Here is a 21,872-nt window from a genome sequence, read left to right on the forward strand (position 1 = left end):
TGGCCCCTTCCCTGATCAAAAAAGCCTATCCAACCTTTTCGCCATGAGTGAGACACCATGAAAATCCGTCCCGATTCCCGCCACCGCTTCGCCCGCAACATCATTGCGGCCAGCTTGATGGCCTCAACCCTGCCGGCCTTTGCCGCTGGCGTCGTCATTTCACAGGTGTACGGCGGAGGCGGCAATAGCGGCGCGACGCTGAAAAACGATTTCGTCGAACTCTTCAACGCTGGCGTCAGCCCGGTCAGCCTGGCCGGCTGGTCGGTACAGTACGGCTCGGCGACCGGCACTACCTGGCAGGTTTCTGCTCTTGCCAATGTAATGCTGCAACCCGGCCAATACTACCTGGTGCAGGAAGCTGTCGGCGCAGGCGGCACTGCCAGCCTGCCGACGCCTGATGCGATTGGCACAATCCCGATGTCAGCGACCAACGGCAAGGTCGCGCTGGTAAATTCGACCACGGCGCTGAGTGGCGCCAATCCCGTCGGCAGCGCCAGCGTCGTCGATCTGGTCGGCTTCGGCACGACGCCGAACGGCTACGAAACAGCCAATACCGGTGTTGCACTGAGCAACACCACGGCCGCCCTGCGCGCAGCAAACGGCTGTACCGACAGCAATAACAACAGCACCGACTTCACCACCGGCAGCCCGGCACCGCGCAACACCGCCACGAGCTTCAACGTCTGTGGTGGTGGCACCCCGGCCAATGCCCCGATCATCACCGCCTGCCCGGCCAGCAGCCTGGCCGCCGGTGAAGTTGGCAGTGTCCTGCTCAGCGCCAGCGATACCGACAGCCGCGTCAATGCCGCCAGCCTGGCCGCCAACGCCCCGGCCGGCTTCACGCTCGGGACGCTGACCGCGGCCAACGCCGACGGCGAAGCAGCGACGGTCGCACTGAATGTCGCCAGCAGCGTCGCCGCCGGCAATTACGCCGTCGCCGTCAATTTCGCCAACGACGAGGCACAGACCGCCAGTTGCACGGTGAACGTCTTGATCAGCGGCACGACGCCGATCCACGCCATTCAGGGCAGCGGCGCAACCAGCCCGCTGGTTGGCCAGCAGGTCACGACGCAGGGCGTGGTCACCAAGGTGATGAACAGCGGTTTCTTCATGCAGGACGAAACGCCGGACAGCGACCCGACCACCTCCGAAGGCATCTACGTCTATACCGGTAGCGCCCCTACCGTACAACTTGGCCAGCGCGTCCGCGTCGCCGCGACAGTAGCCGAATACGCCGTCGGCACCGGGGCCGAAGCCGTCGCCAACCCGCTCACCGAATTGACCAGCCCGGCGGTCAGCGTGCTCGCTTCCGGCATCAGCATCGCACCGACCACCATCGCCTTCCCGGAAGCCGTCGAAGGCGATCTTGAGCACTACGAAGGCATGCTGGTCCATATCGAAGGCCCGCTCACCATCGGCCAGAACTATTTCCTTGGGCGCTACGGCCAACTGACGGTAGCCGCTGGCGGCCGCCTGGAAAAGCCGACCAACCGTTACCCGGCGGGTAGCGCCGAAGCCCTGGCGATGGCCGACGACAATGCCCGCCGCCGTCTCCTGCTCGACGATGGCTCCAGCCTGCAGAACGTCAACCCGACGCCATATCTGGCAGCCGACAACACCGTTCGCGCCGGCGACAGCATCAACGGCCTGACCGGCGTCATCGACTACGGCCTGGCCACCAGCACCAGTTCCGGCCTCAGCGACTACCGTCTCCAGCCAACGGAAGCACCGGCCATCAGCCGGACCAATCCGCGGACGACCGGCCCGGAAGCCGTCGGCGGGAACATCAAGGTGGCCAGCTTCAACGTCCTCAACTATTTCACCACCTTCACCAACGGCCAGACGGCCGATGGTCAGAGCGGCCAGGGCTGTTCGCTGGGCGGCGCCTCTGCCGCTGCAAACTGCCGGGGTGCCAACAATGCCGCCGAGTTCACCCGCCAGCAGGCCAAAATCGTCAATGCCATCAAGGCGCTCAATGCCGACGTGGTCGGCCTGATGGAAATCCAGAACAACGCTGCGGTCGCCGTCCAGAACCTGGTCGCCGCCCTCAATGCAGCCTACGGCAGCCAGGTGTACACCGCCGTCACCAACATCAACGGCAGCATCGGCGACGATGCGATCCGCGTTGCGCTGATCTACAAGAGTGCTGCGGTCACCCCGGTTGGACAGGCCATTTCGGATACTGACCCGATCCACAATCGGCCGCCTTTGCTGCAAACCTTCGCTGCGGCCAATGGCGAGAAGTTCAGCGTCGTGGTCAATCACTTCAAGTCGAAGGGCAGCTGCCCGACATCCGGCAATGATGCTGATCAGGGCGATGGCCAGGGTTGCTGGAACGATGTACGTACCCAGCAAGCACAAGCCTTGCGCAACACCGTGCAAAACCTTCAGGCGAGTAGCGGTGACAGCGACGTCATCGTCATCGGCGACCTCAATGCCTACGGCAAGGAAGACCCCATCCTCAACTTCACCAATGCCGGATACGTTGATCAGGTGGCCCGCTTCGACAGCTTCGGCTACTCCTACGTCTTCGATGGCGAAGCCGGTTACCTCGATCACGCCCTGGCCACCCCCAGCCTGAGCGCCCAGATCGCCGGTGCCAAACACTGGCGCATCAACGCCGACGAGCCGGCCATCATCGACTACAACACCGAGTTCAAGCAGCCGGCCTGCGCCACCTGCGGCCCAGACTACTACAGCAACACGGTCTATCGCTCGTCCGACCATGACCCGGTGGTCATCGGCCTCAATCTGTTCAAGCAGATCGGCGGCACGACCGGCCGCGACAAGCTTGTCGGCACCCCCGGCGACGATGTGATTACCGGCGGCATCGGGGCCGATACGCTGACCGGCGGCGCCGGGGCCGACCAGTTCGTGTTCACCAGCCTGCGCGATGGCGTCGATACGATTACCGACTTCCAACCGGGCGTCGACCGTGTCGTGCTGACCCAGCTTCTGCAATCCCTCGGCATCAACATCGCCAATCCGATTGCCGGCGGCTACGTCACCTGCAAAACGGTTGGCGCCGACGCCATGATCGGCATTGATCCCGATGCCGCCGGCAGCGCTGTCAGCCGTAACCTCGTACTGTTGAAGAACCAGAGTTGCGCCGTTGCCATCCCCGGCAACTTCGGGTTTTGAGCATCGACGAACGCCTGTTTCCTTTTTGGGAAATGCTCGATTGATCGGCTAGGCATGCGCTAGCCATGTCAGCTCCGGGCATACCAAGGAGCTGACCACTCAGGCCCTGTCTGCCCGCCCCTCGATAAAACAAAATTTTGTCGAGGGGGCGGGCACAGCTTTGCTTTCTCTCGGGCATGCCCGATGAATCGATCCTTCGGCTTGTGAGCATGGCCGCCCTGGTACCGTTCGCTGGCGCACATCGACGACGCGTGCATGGGCTACACTAAGGCTGGCTGCCGGATGTTCCGGCACAAGCGTGTGCCTGCACACGGGAAACCGGCCGTAAAGTGGCTATGTCTTGAATCTCCAACCGAGCGCCCAGACCCATGATCGAACCGCTATTACTCGCCGCTGCCCGTATCTCGACTTTCAATGAAAAGATCTTGCTGACCAACGCCAGCGGGTTTTTCTTCGAGCGCGACGGGCGCCTGTTTCTGGTGACCAGCCACCACGTGGTGTTCGACAAGAAAAGCAAGCATTTCCCGACCCGGATCGAGATCGAGTTGCACACCAATGCGGCGAATATCGCCGAATCGACAGGCTTTTCGATTCCGCTCTACCGCGATGGCAAGAGCCTCTGGCGCCAGGGACTGGACGCCGCCGGGGAAATCGACGTGGCGGTCATCGAGATCAACCGCAAGGCCCTGCCCAAGACGGCTGTCTATCGTGCCTTCAGTCCGCAGCACCTGTTAACCAGTCTCGATCATGTCGAAGTCGGCTCATCATTGCTCATCGTCGGCTTCCCGCTCGGCTTTCATGACGCCCTGCACCATACGCCGGTGGTCCGCCATGCCATCATCGCCTCGTCATTCGGCCTGCGCTTTCAGGGGGAAGGTTTCTTTCTGACCGATGCGCGCACCCATCGCGGCAGCAGTGGCGCACCTGTCGTCATGCGCATTGCCAAGACCAAGCCGGCCCACGGCGATCTGCCATGGATGCTGCTCGGCATTCATTCTTCCCGCTTCGATGTCGGCAATCGCGACCTGATCGAGGACGAGGCATTGGGTCTGAACGGGGCCTGGTACGCCGACATCCTGCTCAAACTGACCGAGCGGTAATCAGGGTTTCAGGTCTTCGGACCTGCCATGACTTTCTTCCTGACAGCGCAGACACAAGATCAACGTGACGGTCACCGGGAGGCCTTCCACGGTCAACCGGAAAAAAGCCTCGATTCCGAAAACCGTGGCCGGCGCTTTGATCGGGAAGTTGTCGAACCCGACCAGGCCATGCCGGGAACGCGTCGCCAAGATCGTCCAAGATGAATGCCCGGTATCAAAACTATTGAACGCTCCGATCACCCTGTCCGTCAAACTCGAAACCGCCTCAAGGAGAAATAACATGAGCGAGCTGAAAATTCTGGGCATCGTGGGCAGTCTGCGCAAAGACTCGTACAACGCTTTCGCCCTGAAAGCCGCGCAGGAACTGCTGCCCGAAGGCGTATCACTGGAAACAGTGAGCCTCCTGGGCATTCCGGTGTTCAATCAGGATGACGAAACGGCACCGCCGGCCGCCGTGCTTGAATTCAAGCAAAAGATCATGGCGGCGGATGCAATCCTGTTTGCCACACCGGAATACAACTACTCGCTACCGGGCGGCTTGAAAAATGCCCTCGACTGGGGATCCAGACCCTACGGCCAAAGCGCCTGGCAGGGCAAGGCAGCGGCCATCATGGGCGTTTCCATCGGCAACTTCGGCACCGCCCGCGCCCAATACGATCTCCGGAAAATCCTGGTCGCCCTCGACATGCCGGTCGTCGTTCAACCCGAAGTGATGATCGGCAACGCGGCTGAACGATTCGACCAGAACGGCGTCCTGACCGACGAGCGAAGCCGCAATCTCATCAAGAAACTGTTGAACACGCTGGTGCAGCTGGAAAAATCGGTTCGCCGGACAACTGGGTGACGGCAGGCTAATCCGACAAACCGCGACCGTCGGACACCGGGCGCAGCAAGTCTCTATGTTTCCCACGGTCAACCGGAAAAAAGAGCCAAAACTGAAATACGGGGGTGGAGCCTTGATGCCTGGTGGCAGCCAAAACAGCTACAGAAGTCACTCAAATCGATAACCCTCGGCCACATACCGCTTCCAGCCACCACCTGCCCAGACATAAATCCAAGACCTGGCAGGAGGATGTCTCCATAAAGAGTCCCTGATTTGGGTTAGCAGTTGCGTAAATACTTGGCTTAAATGCAAAAAGCCCAATTTCGCAATCTATAGATCAGATTTGGAAATTGGGCCTTGCTGAATACTGGCGGAGGAGGCGGGATTCGAACCCGCGGTAGGGGATTACCCTACACACGCTTTCCAGGCGTGCGACTTAAACCACTCATCCACCCCTCCGGAAGCCGCGCATTGTAGCAGAAGAGGCCGCTTGGTCAAACAAACTTTCGGACAAAAGCGAGTCCCAGCCAGAGTATCAGGACAATTGCAAAGGTTAAGCCGCCGATGAGAAGACCACTTGCCGAACGTGGCAGGGCGGCTGCCACAATCCGGCGAGGTGCACGGGTAATCAGGGAAAAAAGTTGGTAGACGCGGTTGCTCGCTCTCTTCCGCCCCGCAATCAAGTACATCATCCCTTGGCCGAGAAGGCACAGGCCCAGCATTTCGATAATCGCCCGCAGAGCGCTGATCAGGAAAAGACTCACCGCTACGGCTCACTCGTTCTCGACACCGAATTCCGCATCGAGTTTTTTCATCTGCCGGTTGTACCACCAGATGATCAACAGGTAGAGGACCAGGGCGCCTTGAGCGGCCATGTAAAAACCAAGCGGAAAGCCGAGGATGACAACCTCGTTGATGCCTCGGGCGAACCAGGTCAAGCCAAAGGTTATGAATAGCCAGAGGCAAATGAGGGTGAAGGTCAGGCGCCGCGTTTTACGCCAGTGAAGTTCGGCTTTCAGGATCACGGCCCATCTCCGTTCCGGAAACGGATGGTGTTGAGGAAACTGGCGGCCCGAGGGTCCTGTTTGGTAACCAGGCTGACCACGATGATCGTCATGAAACCGGCCGCGACACCAAACAGGCCGCTGGAAGTCGATTGAATATGAAACCACGGCTCCATGCCAAAACCACTGATCCCAAGGATGGGGATGCTGTCGAATTCGACGCGAATGATGTAATAGATCGACAGCAGAATGCCAACGACCATGCCGGCCAGCGCGCCGGCCCGGGTCGCCCTTTCCCAGAAAATGCCGAGAACCAGCGCCGGAAAGAAGGCCGAACCGGCAATGGAAAAGGCCCAGGAAACCATGGACAGGATTGTTCCTGGTTTTTGGGCGGCGACCGTGGCGGCAAGAATGGCGACGACCAGCAGCATCGATTTCGAGATGACCAGCCGGAATTGTGTCGACGCATCGGGACGGAAAATCCGGTAATAAACGTCGTGCGACAGTGAGCTGGTAATGGTCAGCAGCAGGCCGTCAGCGGTGGACAGGGCAGCGGCCAGACCGCCGGCCGCGACCAGGCCGGAAACCACGTAGGGCATGCCGGCGATTTCCGGGGTGGCGAGCACGATGACGTCCGGATTAAGCGATAGTTCAGCCAGTTGCAGGATACCGTCGGCGTTGATGTCCTCGATGCTCACCAGCCCGATCTTGGCCCAGGCGGCCACCCAGCCGGGCAATTTGGTGATGGGTATTTCGGCCAGGTGGGACAGCACCTCGTACTTGGCGAAGACCGCGTAGGCTGGTGCGGTGATGTAAAGCAAGAGGATGAACAACAGCGACCAGAACACCGATTCGCGCGCCTGACGAACGGTGGGCGTCGTGTAGTAGCGGGTCAGCACGTGCGGCAAGGCGGCTGTTCCGACAGTCAGGCAGAAGATCAGCGCGAGAAAATTGACGCGCATGATGTTCTGCTCCTCGACCGTCTCGCCGGGAAAGGCCTCGGCGTGATGAATCGGCGTTTTGCTACGGTCAACCGCCGAAAACATGGCATTTTCCCAACGGACCCTCGCCTGTTCAGGATCGCGCGGCAAGTCCCGATACTGCCTTTCCAGCGCGACAATATCCCGCATCTGGGCGTCGCTGGCCTTGAGCTGGTTGATCTGCGTCGATAGCTGTTCGCGTTCGAAATTCAGTGACTGCGGCAACTGCATGATCTTCTGTGCATAGAGGTCGGCGCGCTCGCGATATAGCTCGCGGACTTCCACCTCTACCGGGCTCTGGAACAAGCGATTTTCCAGTTTGGTGACTTGCTGAAGTACCTGGCCGTAGACCAGTTGCGGCACCGGATTGCCAGTGACGTTGTAGGACAGGATGGCGACCGGCGTCACATAGGCAATGATCAGGATCAGGTACTGGGCAACCTGCGTCCACGTTACCGCCCGCATGCCACCCAGAAACGAACAAACGAGGATGCCGGCCAGACCGACAAAGACGCCAATCTCGAATTGCAGGCTGACGAAGCGGCTGGTAATGACGCCGACGCCATAAATCTGCGCTACCACGTACACGAAGGAGGCAAGGATGGCGGCCGCGACGGCGACCAGGCGAATCGCGTTGCCACCATAGCGGGCACCGAGAAAATCGGGAATGGTGTATTGACCGAAGCGTCGGAGATACGGCGCGAGCAGCAGCGCGACCAGCACGAAGCCGCCAGTCCAGCCGATGACATAGGCCAGCCCCTGGAATCCCGAGAGGTAAAGCGTACCGGCCAGACCAATGAAAGACGCGGCGCTCATCCAGTCGGCACCGGTCGCCATACCGTTGAAGAAAGCCGGCACGCGCCGCCCGGCGACGTAATACTCCGAGACATCGGAGGTCCGGCAGGCAATGCCGATCAGCGCGTACATCGAAATGGTGAAACACAGGAAGGCATAGCCGATCCAGCGCGGCGGCATGCCGTGTTGCTCAAGAACCGCCAGCGCCCCGATGAACGACAGGAAGCCGCCGGTGTAATACAGGTAATAGCGCTGCAGTCTGGTCAGTGAAGCAAACATCCGGGATTCTAGTGAGTGCGCCGCAGGAAGCTGCTCGCCCGCGATTCGTCGATGAGGTGAGTCGCCGTATCGATCTGCTTGCCGACAGCGCGCACCGTCATCATCTGGAAGATGCGGGCGAGCAGCAGCGTGTTGGCCATCGCATCGCGCCGGCCAGTCCCTGCATCGAGACCGAAGACATCGATCCAGTGGTCGAGCGGCATGACCGAGTCGCCCTTGTCCTCGAACATCGACGGCAACAGCCAGGCCAGATCGACCCACTGCGGCTGAAAGTCGACGCCCAGCCGCTCCTTGAAGGCGCGTTGCAGGAAGCCGCCGACGTAGGGGATGTGATAAGTAACCAGCGGCGCCTTGGCGACAAACAGCAAAAATGCCGTTAATTCCCGGTCGACCGTGGAACCCTCACCGTCCAGCGTCGAAAAATCCAGGTAGAAGGTGTCATCCGGCTGGATCGCTCCCTTCCACACTGAACTCGCCGCGATGCTTAGCAACTGGTCGCTTTCGGGATTCGAACCGCTGCTGACGATGTCGACCACGACGTAGCGGGTGTGGAAGTGCAGATCGTCGAGCGGCGGCGCCTTGCTGGCGCGCCAGACTTCAAGCGAAGCCCGCACATCATCCGGCAGATTGGCCGGCGCGCCGCCCCGGAACAGGAATTTCTTGAGGCTGAGCATGGTCATTGCACCTGGTAATCGAGCTTGAGGCGCGTCTGGATCTTGCGGGCCTGACGGAAGGATTCTTTCAGAATGCGGCGGTCCAGTTCATTGAGCGTGTCCGGATCGATCAGGTTGTCACCCTGCGTGCCTGGTTCGCCTTCAAGATACTGGTGCTGCAGGCGCAGCAACTGGATGAAGTTGAGCCCCTCGAGCACGGCGTTGATCTCGTCGCTACGGATCGACAGGCGTTGGGCCGCCAGCCGCAGGCGCTGGATCGAATTGGTGTTGTGCACGCCGCTGGCCATGGCGTAGATGCGGGCGACGTCGACAAAAATACGCGAGCCGTATTTCTTGAGATCGATCTTGCCTGGATGCCCTGGTTCGAGGTCGGTCAGGAAATCGCGAATCTTGCCGAGCGGCGGCTCGACGTCGAGGGCATTTTTGGCCATTGCACGCAGGAACATCGGATTCGATGCCGTCTGCGCCAGCAGGTGGCGGCGCATCGCATCGGCCAGTTCGGACTTGCCATAGAGCGCGCGGAAATCAAAAAAGATGGTGGCGTTGAGCAGCGCATCAGGCTGCGGCATGCGTATCCAGTTGCCGAACTGGTCTTTCCACTCCTCAAGCGTCAAACACCATTGCGGGTTGCTCGCCATGATGTTGCCCTTGCACAGCGGGAAGCCGACGCGGTCGAGGTCGTTGTTGACGTCGAGCGCGTAGGCCAGAAAACGCTGCTTCAAGGCGTCGACCGCAGCACCTTCCGGCGGCGCGAAAACGATGCCGTTATCCTGGTCGGTGCTGAAGGTCTGCTCGTCGCGCCCTTCCGAACCGAAGGCCAGCCAGGCCCATTCGATGCCGTCGAAATTGTGGTTTTCGAGGTTGAGCTGGATAACGCGACGGGTCAGCGCATCGTTTAGCGCCGAAATAAACTGAGTCAGTTGCTCGGCGCCAACTCCCTGGGCCAGCATGTTGAACGACAGCTGGCGAACATCGGCAGCCGCCTGCTGCAAGGCCTCGACATTGCGGGCGCCATCGATCGACTGGCGGATTTGGCGCAAACCGACACGCTGCAGCGAGAACAGGTCGCGCTCGGAAACAACGCCAGTCAGTTTGCCCTCGGCATCGGTAACCAGCACGTGGCGAATGCCATGCGTCGCCATGGCAAACATCGCGTCGTAGGCCGTGGCATGCTCTTCGATCATGAACGGATTGGGCGACATCGCCTGGCCGACTGGCGTGGTCAGCGGCAGTTCAGCCAGCACGACGCGATCGAGCAGGTCGGTCCGCGTAAAGACGCCAACGGCCTTGCGGTCGTCACCGGCAACAACCAGCGAACCGACACCGGCTTTCGACATGGTTTCCAGCGCGGCGCGCAACGGAGTTTCCGGCGACACGGTGATCGGCGAACGCGAACCGATGCCGGCCAGCGGTGAATTGAGTGTCTGCTGCTCGCTGGCGCGCTGGGAAAACTGCAGTTGCAACTGGCGACGCGACTGGTCGAGCAGGCTGGCGATGTAGCGCGTGCAGAACAGGTTGAATTCCGGGCTGGAGGTCAGCAAGACCAGGAAATCTTCGGCCGGCAACTGGTAGCAGAAGGTGTCTTCAACGGCCGTGTACAGATTGGTCGATGGCCGGCCGGCCGTGACGGCACCGATCGGAAAACTCTCGCCGGCGCCGAGGCTGAGGATGGAGTATTCGGTGACCGTCACTTCGCCGGCCTGGCGCGCCTGCACCTTGCCCGATTCAATGAGGTAGAAGAAACGAACCTTGCCCGAATCCGGCCCGACGATCTCGCTGCCGGCGGCATAAAAGACGATCTGCGCCTTCTCCGCGAAGTGTTGCAGGGCGTCCGGCTGCATCTTGTTGAACGGTGCATGGTTGCGCAGGAAAGCCTGCGTGTTGCCAGCCATTCGGCTGCGCCCATCGTGACGCAGCGACATTTCCACCTGGCCAACGACCTGTTCTTGTTCTTTTTCCTGCCCTGTTTGCTGTTGCGTAGTCACGACAACCTCATTTTCTAGAGTGCATAGTTTAACTTGAGACGCTGTTGCAGACGTTTGGCCTGTTTCAATGCCTCGCGCAAGATGGCCCGATCGATGTCATGCAGCGCGGCGGGTTTCAGGCCATACCCCCCGGGCTCCCCTCGGCTTGCGGCGTCGATCTGTTGGGCTAGACGCAAGCGCAAAATTTGCGAAAAAGCGGCGTCGACCGGAGCAATTTCCACCTCCGGCATACCAACCGATAAGCCGGCCTGGCGCAGGCGTTCCGACGTATTGACCGCCTTTGTTCCGGAAGAAAGCGCGAAGATGCGCGCTGCATCGACAAATATCCGGCTGCCGTACTTTTTCAGATCGACGCTGTCGCCCTCGCCCACCGCAATGTCGCCACGAAAATTGAGTGGCACATCGGCCTGCAGCGCATTGGCTGCCATGAGATGCTGGAAGGATGGCGTGGCCTCCGTCATCGACAGCAGCAGAGTACGCAATTTTTCGCCCAGGGCGAGTTCGCCGAACAGCGGACGCAGATCGAAAAAGATGCTGGCGTTGAGCAGCGCTTCAGGCTCAGGGCGACGCACCCAGTCGATGAACCTCTCGCGCCACTCTTCAAGCGACAGGCACCAGGCCGGGTTGCCGGCCATGATCTGCCCGGTACACAAGGCGAAGCCGCAGTCGGCCAGATGCTGGTTAACTTCCTGAGCAAAAGGCAGGAAGATCTGGCGCAGGGCGGCTGCCTCCTGCTCGCTGGTCGCGTTGAAAATCAGGCCATTGTCCTGGTCGGTGACGAAAGTCTGTTCATGCCGTCCTTCCGAACCCAGCGCCAGCCAGCACCAGGCTACCGGCGGCAGACGATGGCGGCGGGAGGTCAATTCGATGACTTTGCTCGTCAGACGGTCATTGAAGACCGAAATCAGGCGCGTCGCGGCCAGGCCGTCGAAGCCGTTTCCCGCCACGGACAGCAGGTATTCGCGCAGGCGCCCGGCGAGTGCCGGTGCGGCATCAAGGCTGGACAGCGACTGCAGCGCCGTCACCAGTTCGAGTTGCTGCCGGCAGGGCAGCGTAAAGTCGGTATTCACGCCGGCCTCAATATTTCACTCGGGCGAAATAGGTTTTCTCGGCCGCTGCCAGCGCCTGGCGAACGGTCACGATGCCCATGTCTTCGAGCAGCTTGACCAGTTTCAGGAAGACTTCGCCGGTCGCCAGCGCATCTTCGAGCGCGTTGTGCCGGGTGCCGATGCTAACGCCCAGGCGCTCGAGAATGACGTCGAGCTTGTGCGATTCCTGATTGGGATGAACGACGGCCGAGAGCAGCAGCGTGTCGAGTACCGGCTGGGTGAAACGGATGCCGGTCCGCTCTTCCTTGAGTTGCAGGAAACGCATGTCGAAAGCTGCGTTGTGGGCGATCAGCACGGTATCTTCGCAGAATTCGTGGAAGGCGGGCAGGATGACATCGATGTTCGGCTTGCCGCGCACCATGTCTTCGGTGATGCCGTGGATGGGGATGGACTCGGGTTTGAGCGGACACTCAGGGTCGACAATCTGGTTGAAGACTTCCTGGCGGAGCAGCCGGTTATTGACGATGCGGACGGCACCGATCTGGATGATTTCGTCGCCTTTGGACGGTTCCAGGCCGGTCGTTTCGGTATCGAACACGGTGTAGGTCAGATCGGACAGCTTGCGGTCGAGGTCGATGCTCTTGTCCTCGAACTTGAAGAGGTCGAAATCGTAGTATTCCGGCCGCCCCTTGCCGCGACTGCGCTCTTCCGGTTCGCTCTCGAGTTCGGGCACGGCCACCGGCAGCACAAAACGGAAGAAGGCGCGGTGCGCGGCCTTTTCGCGCTCGTACCAGATTTCGCCGCCATGCCGGTCGATGACATCGCGCAGGCTGAGCGGCGAGCTTTCGCTGCCAATCTGCATCGACTCCATTTCCCAAGTGTAGAAAGTTTCCGACGACATTGCCGGGCCGGCCCAGATCAGGTCGAGATAGGCCAGCTTGCCGGCTGAGGTCAGGCGGAAGCGCAGCTCACGCGGTTCGTAGTGGTCCTGCAGCTTGGAGGCCAGACTGACCAGCGCGAAAACCAGCGAGAAACTGTCGGCCTTGATCCACAGGGCATCGTCAATCTCTTCCATCTTGCTCGGCAACTTGAGCTTGTCTTCGATACGGCGCTGGGCGGCGGCGATGATGTCGATACCGAGAATGTCCTCGAGCGGCCAACGTGTCTTCATGGCGTCGGAGAACTGGCTCATGGTCTGGTCGATGACCTGGCTGCGCTTGGCCACTTCGTCGTCGATGACCCTGAGGAAACGCTCGCGCAGTTCGGGCTCCATGTCGGGGTAATCCAGCAGGTTGGCGACGGCGGCGCGGATATTGGCGATCGATGAACGGCTGCCCTGGGTCAGCGAATGCAGCGCCTGGTCGCGACGCTCTTCTTCCTCGATGCTGCGCGTGATGTTCTCGACGGTGAGCACGTAGCCCGACATTGCCGCCTCGCCCTCGTCGCCCGAGGCAGCGAGCACCGGCACCATCTGGGCGCGCAGCAGCTGACCGCCGCGCGTCGTCGTGATGAAGTTGGAAATCGCCGTTTTGCCAGCGGACAGGCGCTGGCGAATGACCTCCTCGGCGTGATCGACCTGGCTCTTTTCGAGAATGGAAAAAATGGAACGACCGAGGCCGATCAGGGCGCCGCCGGCGACCGAGGTCGGCCCCTGCGACAGAGCCTTGAACTGCAGGCGGGCGCGGTTGTTGTAGAGCAGGATGCGACCGTCGAGATTGCACACGACGACGGCCTGGGCCAGTTCGGACATCAGGGCTGCCAGCCGGTTCTTTTCTTCCTCGACCGAGGCCTTGGCCGTGGCGATCTGCGAATCGACGTCATCCATCAGGGCGTCGCGTTGCTGGGCCAGGTCGTTGGCGGCCTGGGCCAGTTGCTGGACTTCCGGCGGACCTTCGATGGTCACGCGAAAATTGCGGTTGGCGCCGAGCATCAGGCGCAGCGTTTCGGCCATCCGCAGCAAGCCTTCGACGTATTGCTTGAACAGCTTGTGCAGCACGCCGACGCCAAGGGCAAAGCCGAACAGGGTCATCATCGTCCCGACCGGCAGCCGGGAAACCAGCAGATTGGTCAGCAGGGTGCGCTCGGCCTCTTTCATGTCGAGCCAGACGAGCAGCGAGGTGACGACAAACGGGCCGGTCATGAGCAGACCGAGAACAATCACCGCGACGATCAAACGTTGTTTAGCCTTCATGGCGTGCATTCCAACAAATTTGGCTTTCGATTTTGGCCGTTATTTCCGGTTGACCGTGGGAGTCCGCCCTCAGACGATGCCGAGCATGGTTTTCACCCGGGCCACCAGATCCTTGGTCGAAAACGGCTTGGTGACGTAGGCATCGGCGCCCATGGCCAGGCCCTTGGCCACTTCGGTGTCGCGTCCCTTGGCGGTGAGCATGACGATCAGTACGCCGGCATTCTTCTGGTCGGCCCGCAGGGCTTCACAGACTTCGAAGCCGGACTTCTTCGGCATCATGACGTCGAGCAGGATCAAATCCGGCGCGAAACTCGCCACCTTGGCCAGCGCCTCTTCGCCATCGCAGGCGACGGCGACGGCAAAGCCTTCTTTTTTCATGAGGAATTCAAGGGAGATGACGATGTTGGGTTCGTCATCAACGATCAGGATTTTCTTGGTCATGCGGTTTGTCTCCCACTGTTATCGTCCGGTGCCGGTAAGGGCACCGTGAAAATGAAGTTCGCTCCGGCTCCGGGCGCGCTTTCAACCCAGAGATTACCACCAAAATATTCCACGATCTGGCGGCTGATTGGCAGGCCCAGACCGGTTCCCTGCGGTTTGTCCGTCATTGTGTTGCCACCCTGACGGAATTTTTCAAAAATGACACTGCATTCTTCTGCCGTCAGACCCGGGCCGTTGTCGCGCACTTCGACGCGAACCAGGCCGGCCCCGCTGGAAAGCCTGACCTGAACCCGGCCGCTGCCACCCGGCACGAACTTCACGGCATTCGACAACAGGTTGATCATGACCTGGGTCAGCCGGTCGCGGTCGGCCTGCACGACCGGCGCGGAGGTCGGAATATCGCCTTCGAGCGCCACGTCTTTATCCCGGAACAACTGTTCGAGCGAGGCCATCGATTCGCGCACCACTTCCCCCATATCGACTTCGCCGGTCGTCCATTCGGCCCGCCCGGATTCCATCTTGGCCATGTCGAGAATCTGGTTGATGAGCCGGGTCAGCCGCTCGGCTTCATTGACGATGATGCCGAGGAAACGCTTGCGGTCGGTCAGTTCGAGACGCGGGTCTTCGTGCAGCATTTCGGACAGCGCACGGATCGAGGTGAGCGGCGTACGCAACTCGTGCGTCACCGTCGAAATGAAGTCGTCCTTCATGCGGTCGAGTTCGCGCAGGCGCTCGTTGGCTTCGCGCAGTTCGGTGGTCGCTGCCTCCAACTCCCGCTGCTTGCCTTCGAGTTCGTGGCTGTAGGCGCGGACCTGCGTCGCCTCGTCGAGAATGTCGAGCACCTCTTCGAGGCCGAGATCCTCTTCCTGGGCGACCGAAGCGACCATGACCCGGGCACTGGCCGAGCCGATGGCGCCAGCCAGTTCAGACTCGGCAAACTGGACGAAATCGGCATCGGCCGGCAGCTCGCGCCAATGCCCGGCGCGCCGGGAACTGGCATAGGCGGCCAGTTGCTGACGCGCCCGCGCCGCCCCGAGAAAGCGCTCGAGCAACTGGACCAGCGCATCGGGCGAGGCCTTGCCACGCCATAACAGCGCCTCGGTATTGCGCGAATCGAAGCGGAAGACATCGACGAAACGCTCGGCCTGGCTGGCCTCGACCGCATCCGGTTTGGAATTGAGCGACACGGCGACATAGGCGCCAATATTGGCCAGCATGCTCCACCACAGGCAATGCGAAATCTCGTCCAGCCCGGCCAGCCCGAACAGCGCCTGCGCCTTGAGCCAGCCGAGGCCGAACAAACCGTGTTCGACAAAACCGCTCGGCATCCAGCCTGATTTGGCAAAGGACGGCAGCAGCAAGGTGTACAACCAGACGACAAAGCCGGCCAGCAAGCCGGCCACCGCACCAGCCCGCGTGCCCTGCTTCCAGTACATGCCGCCGAACATGGCCGGCGCGAACTGGGCGACCGCGGCAAAGGAAATCAGGCCGATGCCGACGAGGGCGTAAGCTTCTCCGGCGGCACGGAAATAGATGTAGCCAAGAAGCAGGATCAGGGCGATGGCGGCGCGCCGGATGCCGATCAACAGGCCGGAAAGATCTTTTCGTTTTTCGACGAATTTTCCGGTTGACCGTAGCAATATAGGCATGACGAGGTCGTTGCAGACCATGGTCGACAAGGCGATGGTTTCGACGATGACCATGCCGGTCGCTGCCGACAGACCGCCGATGAAAGCCAGCAAGGCCAGCGCCTCGGCGCCACGGGCCAACGGTAGGGTCAGCACGAAGGTGTCGGGATTGACCCCCTGCCCGTCAAAATGCAGAAGGCCGCCAAGGGCCAGCGGCAGGACAAAAATGTTGATCAACAGCAGATAAAGCGGAAAGAGCCAGACGGCGCGCTTGAGATGCGATTCATCGACGTTCTCGACGACGATGATCTGGAACTGACGCGGCAGAAAAATGATGGCCAGGCCGGAAAGGATGATCAGCGCCGTCCACGTTCCCGCCCGCCCGGAATCAAGCTGCAGCAAGCGCCCGAGATCGGCACTCGCCGCCGCCCGCTGGAACAGATCGCCAAGCCCGCCGAACATGCCGTAAGTGACGAAGAGGCCGACCGCCATGAAAGCGATGAGTTTGACCACCGACTCGAAAGCCACGGCAGCGACCATGCCCTCGTGGCGCTCGGTCGCATCAAGATGGCGCGTCCCGAAGAGGATCGAAAAGAAGGCCAGCACGACGGCAATCAGGAAGGTGGAGTCGAGCCCCCAGACCTCTACGCCACTTACCGAATGCTCCAGCAGCACATCGACACTGGCCGCCATCGCCTTGAGTTGCAGGGCGATGTACGGCACGACGCCAATCACCGCAATCACCGTCACCATGCCGGCCAGCAACTGGCTCTTGCCGTAGCGCGAGGCGATGAAGTCGGCAATCGAGGTGATGCGCTGGGCCTTGCTGATGCGGATCATCTTGATGATGACGCCGACGCAGAGCAGCATCAGCGTCGGGCCAAGATAAATGGTCAAGAAGGACAGCCCGCCGGAGGTGGCCCGGCCAACGCTGCCGTAGAAAGTCCACGAGGTGCAATAAACGGCCAGCGACAGGGCATAAACATTGGCTGAGATGATCGACTTGCCGGCATCGGCCCTAGCATCGCCGAAACGCGCGACGGCGAACAACAGCCCGAGATAGGCCGTGGCGAGGAGCGCGACGAACCAGCCGGAAAGCATCTACGAACCCCGCTTCTCGGCCACCCAGGCCGCCAGCGCGATCAGTCCGGCCCAGACGCCGAACAGATACAGATAGGTCGCAGGGATATCTCCCACTTCGCCGCCCGGCAGGTTGAGCAGCGGATAGGTCAGCAGCGGTACGCCGAGCAGACCAAGTGCTGCCAGTCGCTGGCGGGTTGGATTGGCTCTTTTCACGACCCCATCCCAGAAAAGGGAACGGCTGGCACGCCAAGCGTGCCAGCCGTTGTTGGCATATAGTCTGATGCGACTACACGGGAGGCCACCTTTTGGGCGACCATTGTCTCCTCCTTGCCTTATAGTCTTTGGAGGCAGCGTGGCAAGTTCGCCGCCTCCTGGCTCATGCTGGAACGAGGCTTTTTTAGCCCTTCAGTTGTTCCAGAATAGCCGGGTTCTCAAGCGTCGAGGTGTCTTGCGTCAGTTCCTCGCCCTTGGCCAGACCGCGCAGCAGACGACGCATGATCTTGCCTGAACGGGTCTTCGGCAGGTTGTCACCGAAACGGATGTCCTTCGGCTTGGCGATCGGACCAATTTCCTTGCCCACCCAATCAGACAGTTCCTTGATCAGCTTCTTGGCGGTTTCCGGATCGGTCGGACGGGAGCCCTTGAGCACCACGAAGGCGACGATGGCTTCACCGGTCAGGTCATCCGGACGGCCGACAACGGCAGCTTCGGCAACCAGCGGGTTGGCAACCAGCGCGGATTCGATTTCCATCGTACCCATGCGGTGACCGGAAACGTTCAGCACGTCGTCGATACGGCCGGTAATGGTGAAGTAACCGGTGTCCTTGTCGCGAATCGCGCCATCGCCAGCCAGGTAGTACTTGCCCTGGAAGTCTTGCGGATAGTAGGACTTGACGTAACGCTCATCGTCGTTCCAGATCGTGCGGATCATCGACGGCCACGGCTTCTTGCAGACCAGGATACCGCCCTGGCCCCACGGCAGATCGGCGCCGGTCTCATCGACCACGGCGAACTGGATGCCCGGGAACGGCAGGGTGCAGGAACCCGGAACCAGCGGGGTTGCGCCCGGCAGCGGGGTGATCATGTGACCACCGGTTTCGGTTTGCCAGAAGGTATCGACGATCGGGCAACGGCCGCCGCCAACGTTTTCGTAGTACCACGTCCAGGCTGCCGGGTTGATCGGCTCGCCGACCGAACCAAGGATGCGCAGCGAAGACAGGTCGTAGCTCTTCGGATGCACAGCCGCGTTGTTGTCGGAGGACTTGATCAACGAACGGATGGCGGTCGGTGCGGTGTAGAAAATCGAAACCTTGTGATCCTGGATCATCTTCCAGAAACGGCCGGCATCCGGGTAGGTCGGGACGCCTTCGAAAACGACTTCGGTAGCGCCGCAGGCCAGCGGGCCGTAGGTGATGTAGGTGTGGCCGGTGACCCAGCCGATGTCGGCCGTGCACCAGAAGACATCGTTCGGCTTGATGTCGAAGGTCCACTTCATGGTCATGATGGCGTGCAGCAGGTAGCCGCCGGTGGAGTGCTGAACACCCTTCGGCTTGCCGGTGGAACCCGAGGTGTAGAGCAGGAACAGCGGGTGTTCGGCTTCAACCCATTCCGGTTCGCAGACGTCGGACTGGCCTGCAACAGCGTCGTGCAACCAGGTGTCACGACCGGCAACCATATTGACTTCGGCGCCGGTGCGCTTGAAGACGATGACGTTCTTGACCGACTCGCAACCGCCCATGGCGAAGGCTTCATCAGCGATCGGCTTGAGCGGGATGGCCTTGCCACCGCGGAACTGGCCGTCGGAAGTGATCAGGGCCACTGCGCCGGCGTCGTTGATGCGATCGCGCAGGGACTGGGCAGAGAAGCCGCCGAAAACGATGGAGTGGATGGCGCCGATACGGGCACAAGCCTGCATGGCGCAGATGCCTTCGACGGTCATCGGCATGTAGATGACGACGCGATCACCCTTCTTGACACCCATGCCGCGCAGTGCATTGGCGAACTTGGCAACCTTGGAGAGCAATTCCTTGTAAGTAACCTTGGTTACTTCGCCATTGTCGGCTTCAAAGATGATGGCGACTTTTTCGCCCAGACCGGCTTCAACCTGACGATCGAGGCAGTTGTAAGAAACGTTGAGCTTGCCATCGGCAAACCACTTGAAAAACGGAGCGTTGGATTCATCAAGCGACTGGGTGAACGGCTGCTTCCACGTGATCATTTCACGGGCGCGCTTGGCCCAGAACTCGGGGTAGTCGGCTTCCGCTTCCGCGCACAGCGCCCTGTAGGCATCCATCCCCGAAACCGCCGCATTCTTGACCATTTCGTCAGACGGATAAATTAGCTGCACGGACTCATTCGACATATTCTTCTCCTCTGCGGTACTTCGCAATTTATGTTGAAACAACCGATTGGATCCCAGGCTTGACCCCGGAACTGTTTAAAGCCGCGCAAGCCGGAGAACACTTCACTCCCCCGCCAGCGTTGATGCGGCATTAGACTTCGATATTCTTACAAAGGCCTTACGAAATCACGCTGCGCCGCAGCATTTCAAGGGATTCCGGAAGCCGGCGGGTCGCGTGATAAACTTCGGCTCCCCAATTTATGATTCCCAAAATGAGCTCGCCAATCAAATCCCTTGAGACCTTCATCTTTGCCAGTCGCTGGATTCAGGCCCCGCTCTACCTTGGCCTGATCATTGCCCAAGTGGTCTATTGCTGGCTGTTCATGGTCGAGTTAAGCCATCTGGTCAGCAGCGTCTTCGATGCCGCCCATTTCAGCGAAACCGAAGTCATGCTGGTCGTTCTCGGCCTGATCGACGTCGTGATGATTGCCAACCTGCTGGTCATGGTGATTGTCGGCGGCTATGAAACCTTCGTCTCCCGCCTTGATCTCGAAGACCACCCGGATCAGCCGGAATGGCTCTCCCACGTCAATGCTGGCGTTCTCAAGATCAAGCTTTCGACCGCCATCATCGGCATCTCGTCGATTCACCTGCTGAAGAGCTTCATCAATGCCAACAACCTGTCCGAGCACACACTGATGTGGCAGGTAGTCATTCACGTCGTATTCCTTTTCTCCGCCCTGGCCATGGCGATGGTAGACAAGACCATGACCCAGACCCTCGCTCTTCAACACCAGAAAAACCACTGACCCGGAGTTGCGCATGACCGCCATCAAACAAGAAGATCTGATCCAGTCCGTTGCCGATGCTTTCCAGTACATCAGCTACTACCACCCGCTCGATTACATCAAGGCCCTCGGTGAAGCCTATGAGCGCGAGGAAAGCCCCGCTGCCAAGGACGCCATCGCCCAGATCCTGACCAATTCGCGCATGTCCGCCGAAGGCCACCGCCCGATCTGTCAGGACACCGGGATCGGCATGGTCTTCATCAAGGTCGGCATGCAGGTCACCTGGCCGGATGCCACCATGAGCATTCAGCAGATGATCGACGAAGGCGTCCGCCGCGCCTACGGCAACCCGGACAATCCGCTGCGCGCCTCGGTGCTGGCTGACCCGGCCGGTGCCCGCAAGAACACCAAGGACAACACTCCAGCTGTCGTCCATTTTGAAATCGTTCCCGGCCACCACGTCGAAGTCATCTGTGCTGCCAAGGGCGGCGGCTCGGAAGCCAAGTCCAAGTTCGCCATGCTCAACCCGTCCGACGACCTCGTCGACTGGGTGCTGCACAAGATCCCGGAAATGGGCGCCGGCTGGTGCCCGCCCGGCATCATTGGCATCGGCATCGGCGGCACGCCGGAAAAAGCCATGCTGCTGGCCAAGGAATCGATCATGGCACCGGTCAATATTCATGAACTGAAGGCCAAGGCCGCTAGCGGTGCCAAACTGACCCGTCCGGAAGAACTGCGCCTCGAACTGTTCGAGAAGATCAACGCACTCGGCGTTGGCGCCCAGGGCCTCGGCGGCTTGACTACCGTGCTCGACGTCAAGGTACTCGATTACCCCTGCCACGCAGCCAACCTGCCAGTCGCCCTGGTCCCGAACTGCGCCGCTACCCGCCACTGCCATTTCCATCTCGATGGCTCCGGCCCGGCCAAGCTCGAAGTGCCAAAACTCGAAGACTGGCCGGCCGTCACCTGGACACCGGACCTCAAGGCCGCCACCTCGGTTGATCTCAACACCCTGACGAAGGAACAGGTCGCTGCCTGGAAGCCGGGCCAGAAACTCCTCCTCAACGGCAAGATGCTGACCGGCCGCGATGCAGCCCACAAGCGCATTGCCGACATGCTGGCCAAGGGCGAGAAGCTGCCGGTCGACTTCACCAATCGCGTCATTTACTACGTCGGCCCGGTCGATCCGGTCCGTGACGAAGTCGTCGGCCCGGCCGGTCCGACCACCGGCACACGGATGGACAAGTTCACGCGCATGATGCTCGAACAGACCGGCCTGATCTCGATGATCGGCAAGTCCGAACGCGGCCCGGTTGCCATCGAGGCGATCAAGGACAACAAGTCGGCCTACCTGATGGCCGTCGGCGGCGCTGCTTATCTGGTCGCCAAGGCGATCAAGTCGGCCAAGGTCGTCGGCTTCGCCGATCTGGGCATGGAAGCCATCTACGAGTTCGATGTCGAGAACATGCCGGTGACGGTTGCCGTCGACTCGTCCGGTATCAGCGTGCACGAAACCGGACCGAAGGAATGGCAGATCAAGATCGGCAAGATTCCAGTTTCGGCATAAGTT

Annotated in this window: 17 protein-coding genes and 1 tRNA gene; 5 read left to right on the top strand and 13 right to left on the bottom strand. The window is 60.6% G+C overall.

The window, feature by feature from the left end; all coding sequences use genetic code 11:
• Positions 1–57: 57 nt before the first annotated feature.
• Positions 58–3,141 (top strand): ExeM/NucH family extracellular endonuclease, encoded by a 3,084-nt coding sequence (locus tag KI610_RS14355; protein WP_226495646.1) that lies wholly within the window; start codon positions 58–60, stop codon positions 3,139–3,141.
• Positions 3,142–3,509: 368 nt separating this feature from the next.
• The gene (locus tag KI610_RS14360; RefSeq protein ID WP_226495647.1) at positions 3,510–4,241 is read left to right on the top strand and encodes a S1 family peptidase; all 732 of its coding nucleotides are present in this window, start codon (positions 3,510–3,512) and stop codon (positions 4,239–4,241) included.
• Here the strand turns inward: KI610_RS14360 and KI610_RS14365 are convergent, their stop codons facing one another.
• Positions 4,242–4,523 (bottom strand): transaldolase family protein, encoded by a 282-nt coding sequence (locus KI610_RS14365; protein ID WP_226495648.1) that lies wholly within the window; start codon positions 4,521–4,523, stop codon positions 4,242–4,244.
• Here KI610_RS14365 and KI610_RS14370 point away from each other — a divergent pair.
• Positions 4,522–5,085, top strand: coding sequence for an NADPH-dependent FMN reductase (locus KI610_RS14370; protein ID WP_226495649.1), 564 nt, complete (start codon positions 4,522–4,524; stop codon positions 5,083–5,085). The two genes, KI610_RS14365 and KI610_RS14370, sit on opposite strands and share 2 nt — an antisense overlap.
• A gap of 347 nt (positions 5,086–5,432) precedes the next feature.
• Here KI610_RS14370 and KI610_RS14375 read toward each other — a convergent pair.
• The 12 genes from KI610_RS14375 to acs form a co-directional block, all read right to left on the bottom strand.
• Positions 5,433–5,523 (bottom strand) — tRNA-Ser (locus tag KI610_RS14375).
• 35 nt (positions 5,524–5,558) lie between these two features.
• Positions 5,559–5,828, bottom strand: a complete 270-nt coding sequence (locus KI610_RS14380; RefSeq protein ID WP_226495650.1) for a hypothetical protein — start codon at positions 5,826–5,828, stop codon at positions 5,559–5,561.
• 9 nt (positions 5,829–5,837) lie between these two features.
• A complete protein-coding gene (locus tag KI610_RS14385; protein WP_226495651.1) occupies positions 5,838–6,089 on the bottom strand; it encodes a DUF4212 domain-containing protein in 252 nt (83 codons plus the stop codon).
• Entirely contained in the window at positions 6,086–8,122 is a 2,037-nt protein-coding gene (locus KI610_RS14390) for a sodium:solute symporter family protein (protein ID WP_226495652.1), read from the bottom strand. The genes KI610_RS14385 and KI610_RS14390 overlap by 4 nt, the downstream gene beginning before the upstream one ends.
• Positions 8,123–8,130: 8 nt before the next feature.
• On the bottom strand, positions 8,131–8,802 hold the full coding sequence (locus KI610_RS14395) for a 3'-5' exonuclease (RefSeq protein ID WP_226495653.1): 672 nt from the start codon (positions 8,800–8,802) through the stop codon (positions 8,131–8,133).
• On the bottom strand, positions 8,799–10,718 hold the full coding sequence (locus KI610_RS14400; protein ID WP_404827509.1) for a DUF294 nucleotidyltransferase-like domain-containing protein: 1,920 nt from the start codon (positions 10,716–10,718) through the stop codon (positions 8,799–8,801). Before KI610_RS14400 ends, KI610_RS14395 begins: the two co-directional genes overlap by 4 nt.
• Positions 10,719–10,795: 77 nt before the next feature.
• The gene (locus KI610_RS14405; RefSeq protein ID WP_226495654.1) at positions 10,796–11,851 is read right to left on the bottom strand and encodes a DUF294 nucleotidyltransferase-like domain-containing protein; all 1,056 of its coding nucleotides are present in this window, start codon (positions 11,849–11,851) and stop codon (positions 10,796–10,798) included.
• 7 nt (positions 11,852–11,858) lie between these two features.
• On the bottom strand, positions 11,859–14,021 hold the full coding sequence (locus tag KI610_RS14410; RefSeq protein ID WP_226495655.1) for a 3'-5' exonuclease: 2,163 nt from the start codon (positions 14,019–14,021) through the stop codon (positions 11,859–11,861).
• A 69-nt stretch (positions 14,022–14,090) separates the two neighbouring features.
• The gene (locus KI610_RS14415) at positions 14,091–14,462 is read right to left on the bottom strand and encodes a response regulator transcription factor (RefSeq protein WP_226495656.1); all 372 of its coding nucleotides are present in this window, start codon (positions 14,460–14,462) and stop codon (positions 14,091–14,093) included.
• Positions 14,459–17,191, bottom strand: coding sequence for a sensor histidine kinase (locus tag KI610_RS14420; RefSeq protein ID WP_226495657.1), 2,733 nt, complete (start codon positions 17,189–17,191; stop codon positions 14,459–14,461). The genes KI610_RS14415 and KI610_RS14420 overlap by 4 nt, the downstream gene beginning before the upstream one ends.
• A complete protein-coding gene (locus KI610_RS14425) occupies positions 17,192–17,386 on the bottom strand; it encodes a hypothetical protein (RefSeq protein WP_226495658.1) in 195 nt (64 codons plus the stop codon).
• A gap of 184 nt (positions 17,387–17,570) precedes the next feature.
• On the bottom strand, positions 17,571–19,535 hold the full coding sequence (gene acs, locus KI610_RS14430; RefSeq protein ID WP_226495659.1) for an acetate--CoA ligase: 1,965 nt from the start codon (positions 19,533–19,535) through the stop codon (positions 17,571–17,573).
• A 251-nt stretch (positions 19,536–19,786) separates the two neighbouring features.
• Between acs and KI610_RS14435 the strand changes: the two genes are divergently transcribed.
• The gene (locus KI610_RS14435; RefSeq protein ID WP_226495660.1) at positions 19,787–20,323 is read left to right on the top strand and encodes a TIGR00645 family protein; all 537 of its coding nucleotides are present in this window, start codon (positions 19,787–19,789) and stop codon (positions 20,321–20,323) included.
• A gap of 13 nt (positions 20,324–20,336) precedes the next feature.
• Positions 20,337–21,869 carry a fumarate hydratase gene (locus tag KI610_RS14440; RefSeq protein ID WP_226495661.1) on the top strand — a complete coding sequence of 511 codons (1,533 nt, stop codon included), beginning with the start codon at positions 20,337–20,339 and terminating at the stop codon, positions 21,867–21,869.
• Positions 21,870–21,872: the final 3 nt, after the last annotated feature.

Source organism: Ferribacterium limneticum (assembly GCF_020510565.1).
Lineage (GTDB): Bacteria > Pseudomonadota > Gammaproteobacteria > Burkholderiales > Rhodocyclaceae > Azonexus > Azonexus limneticus_B.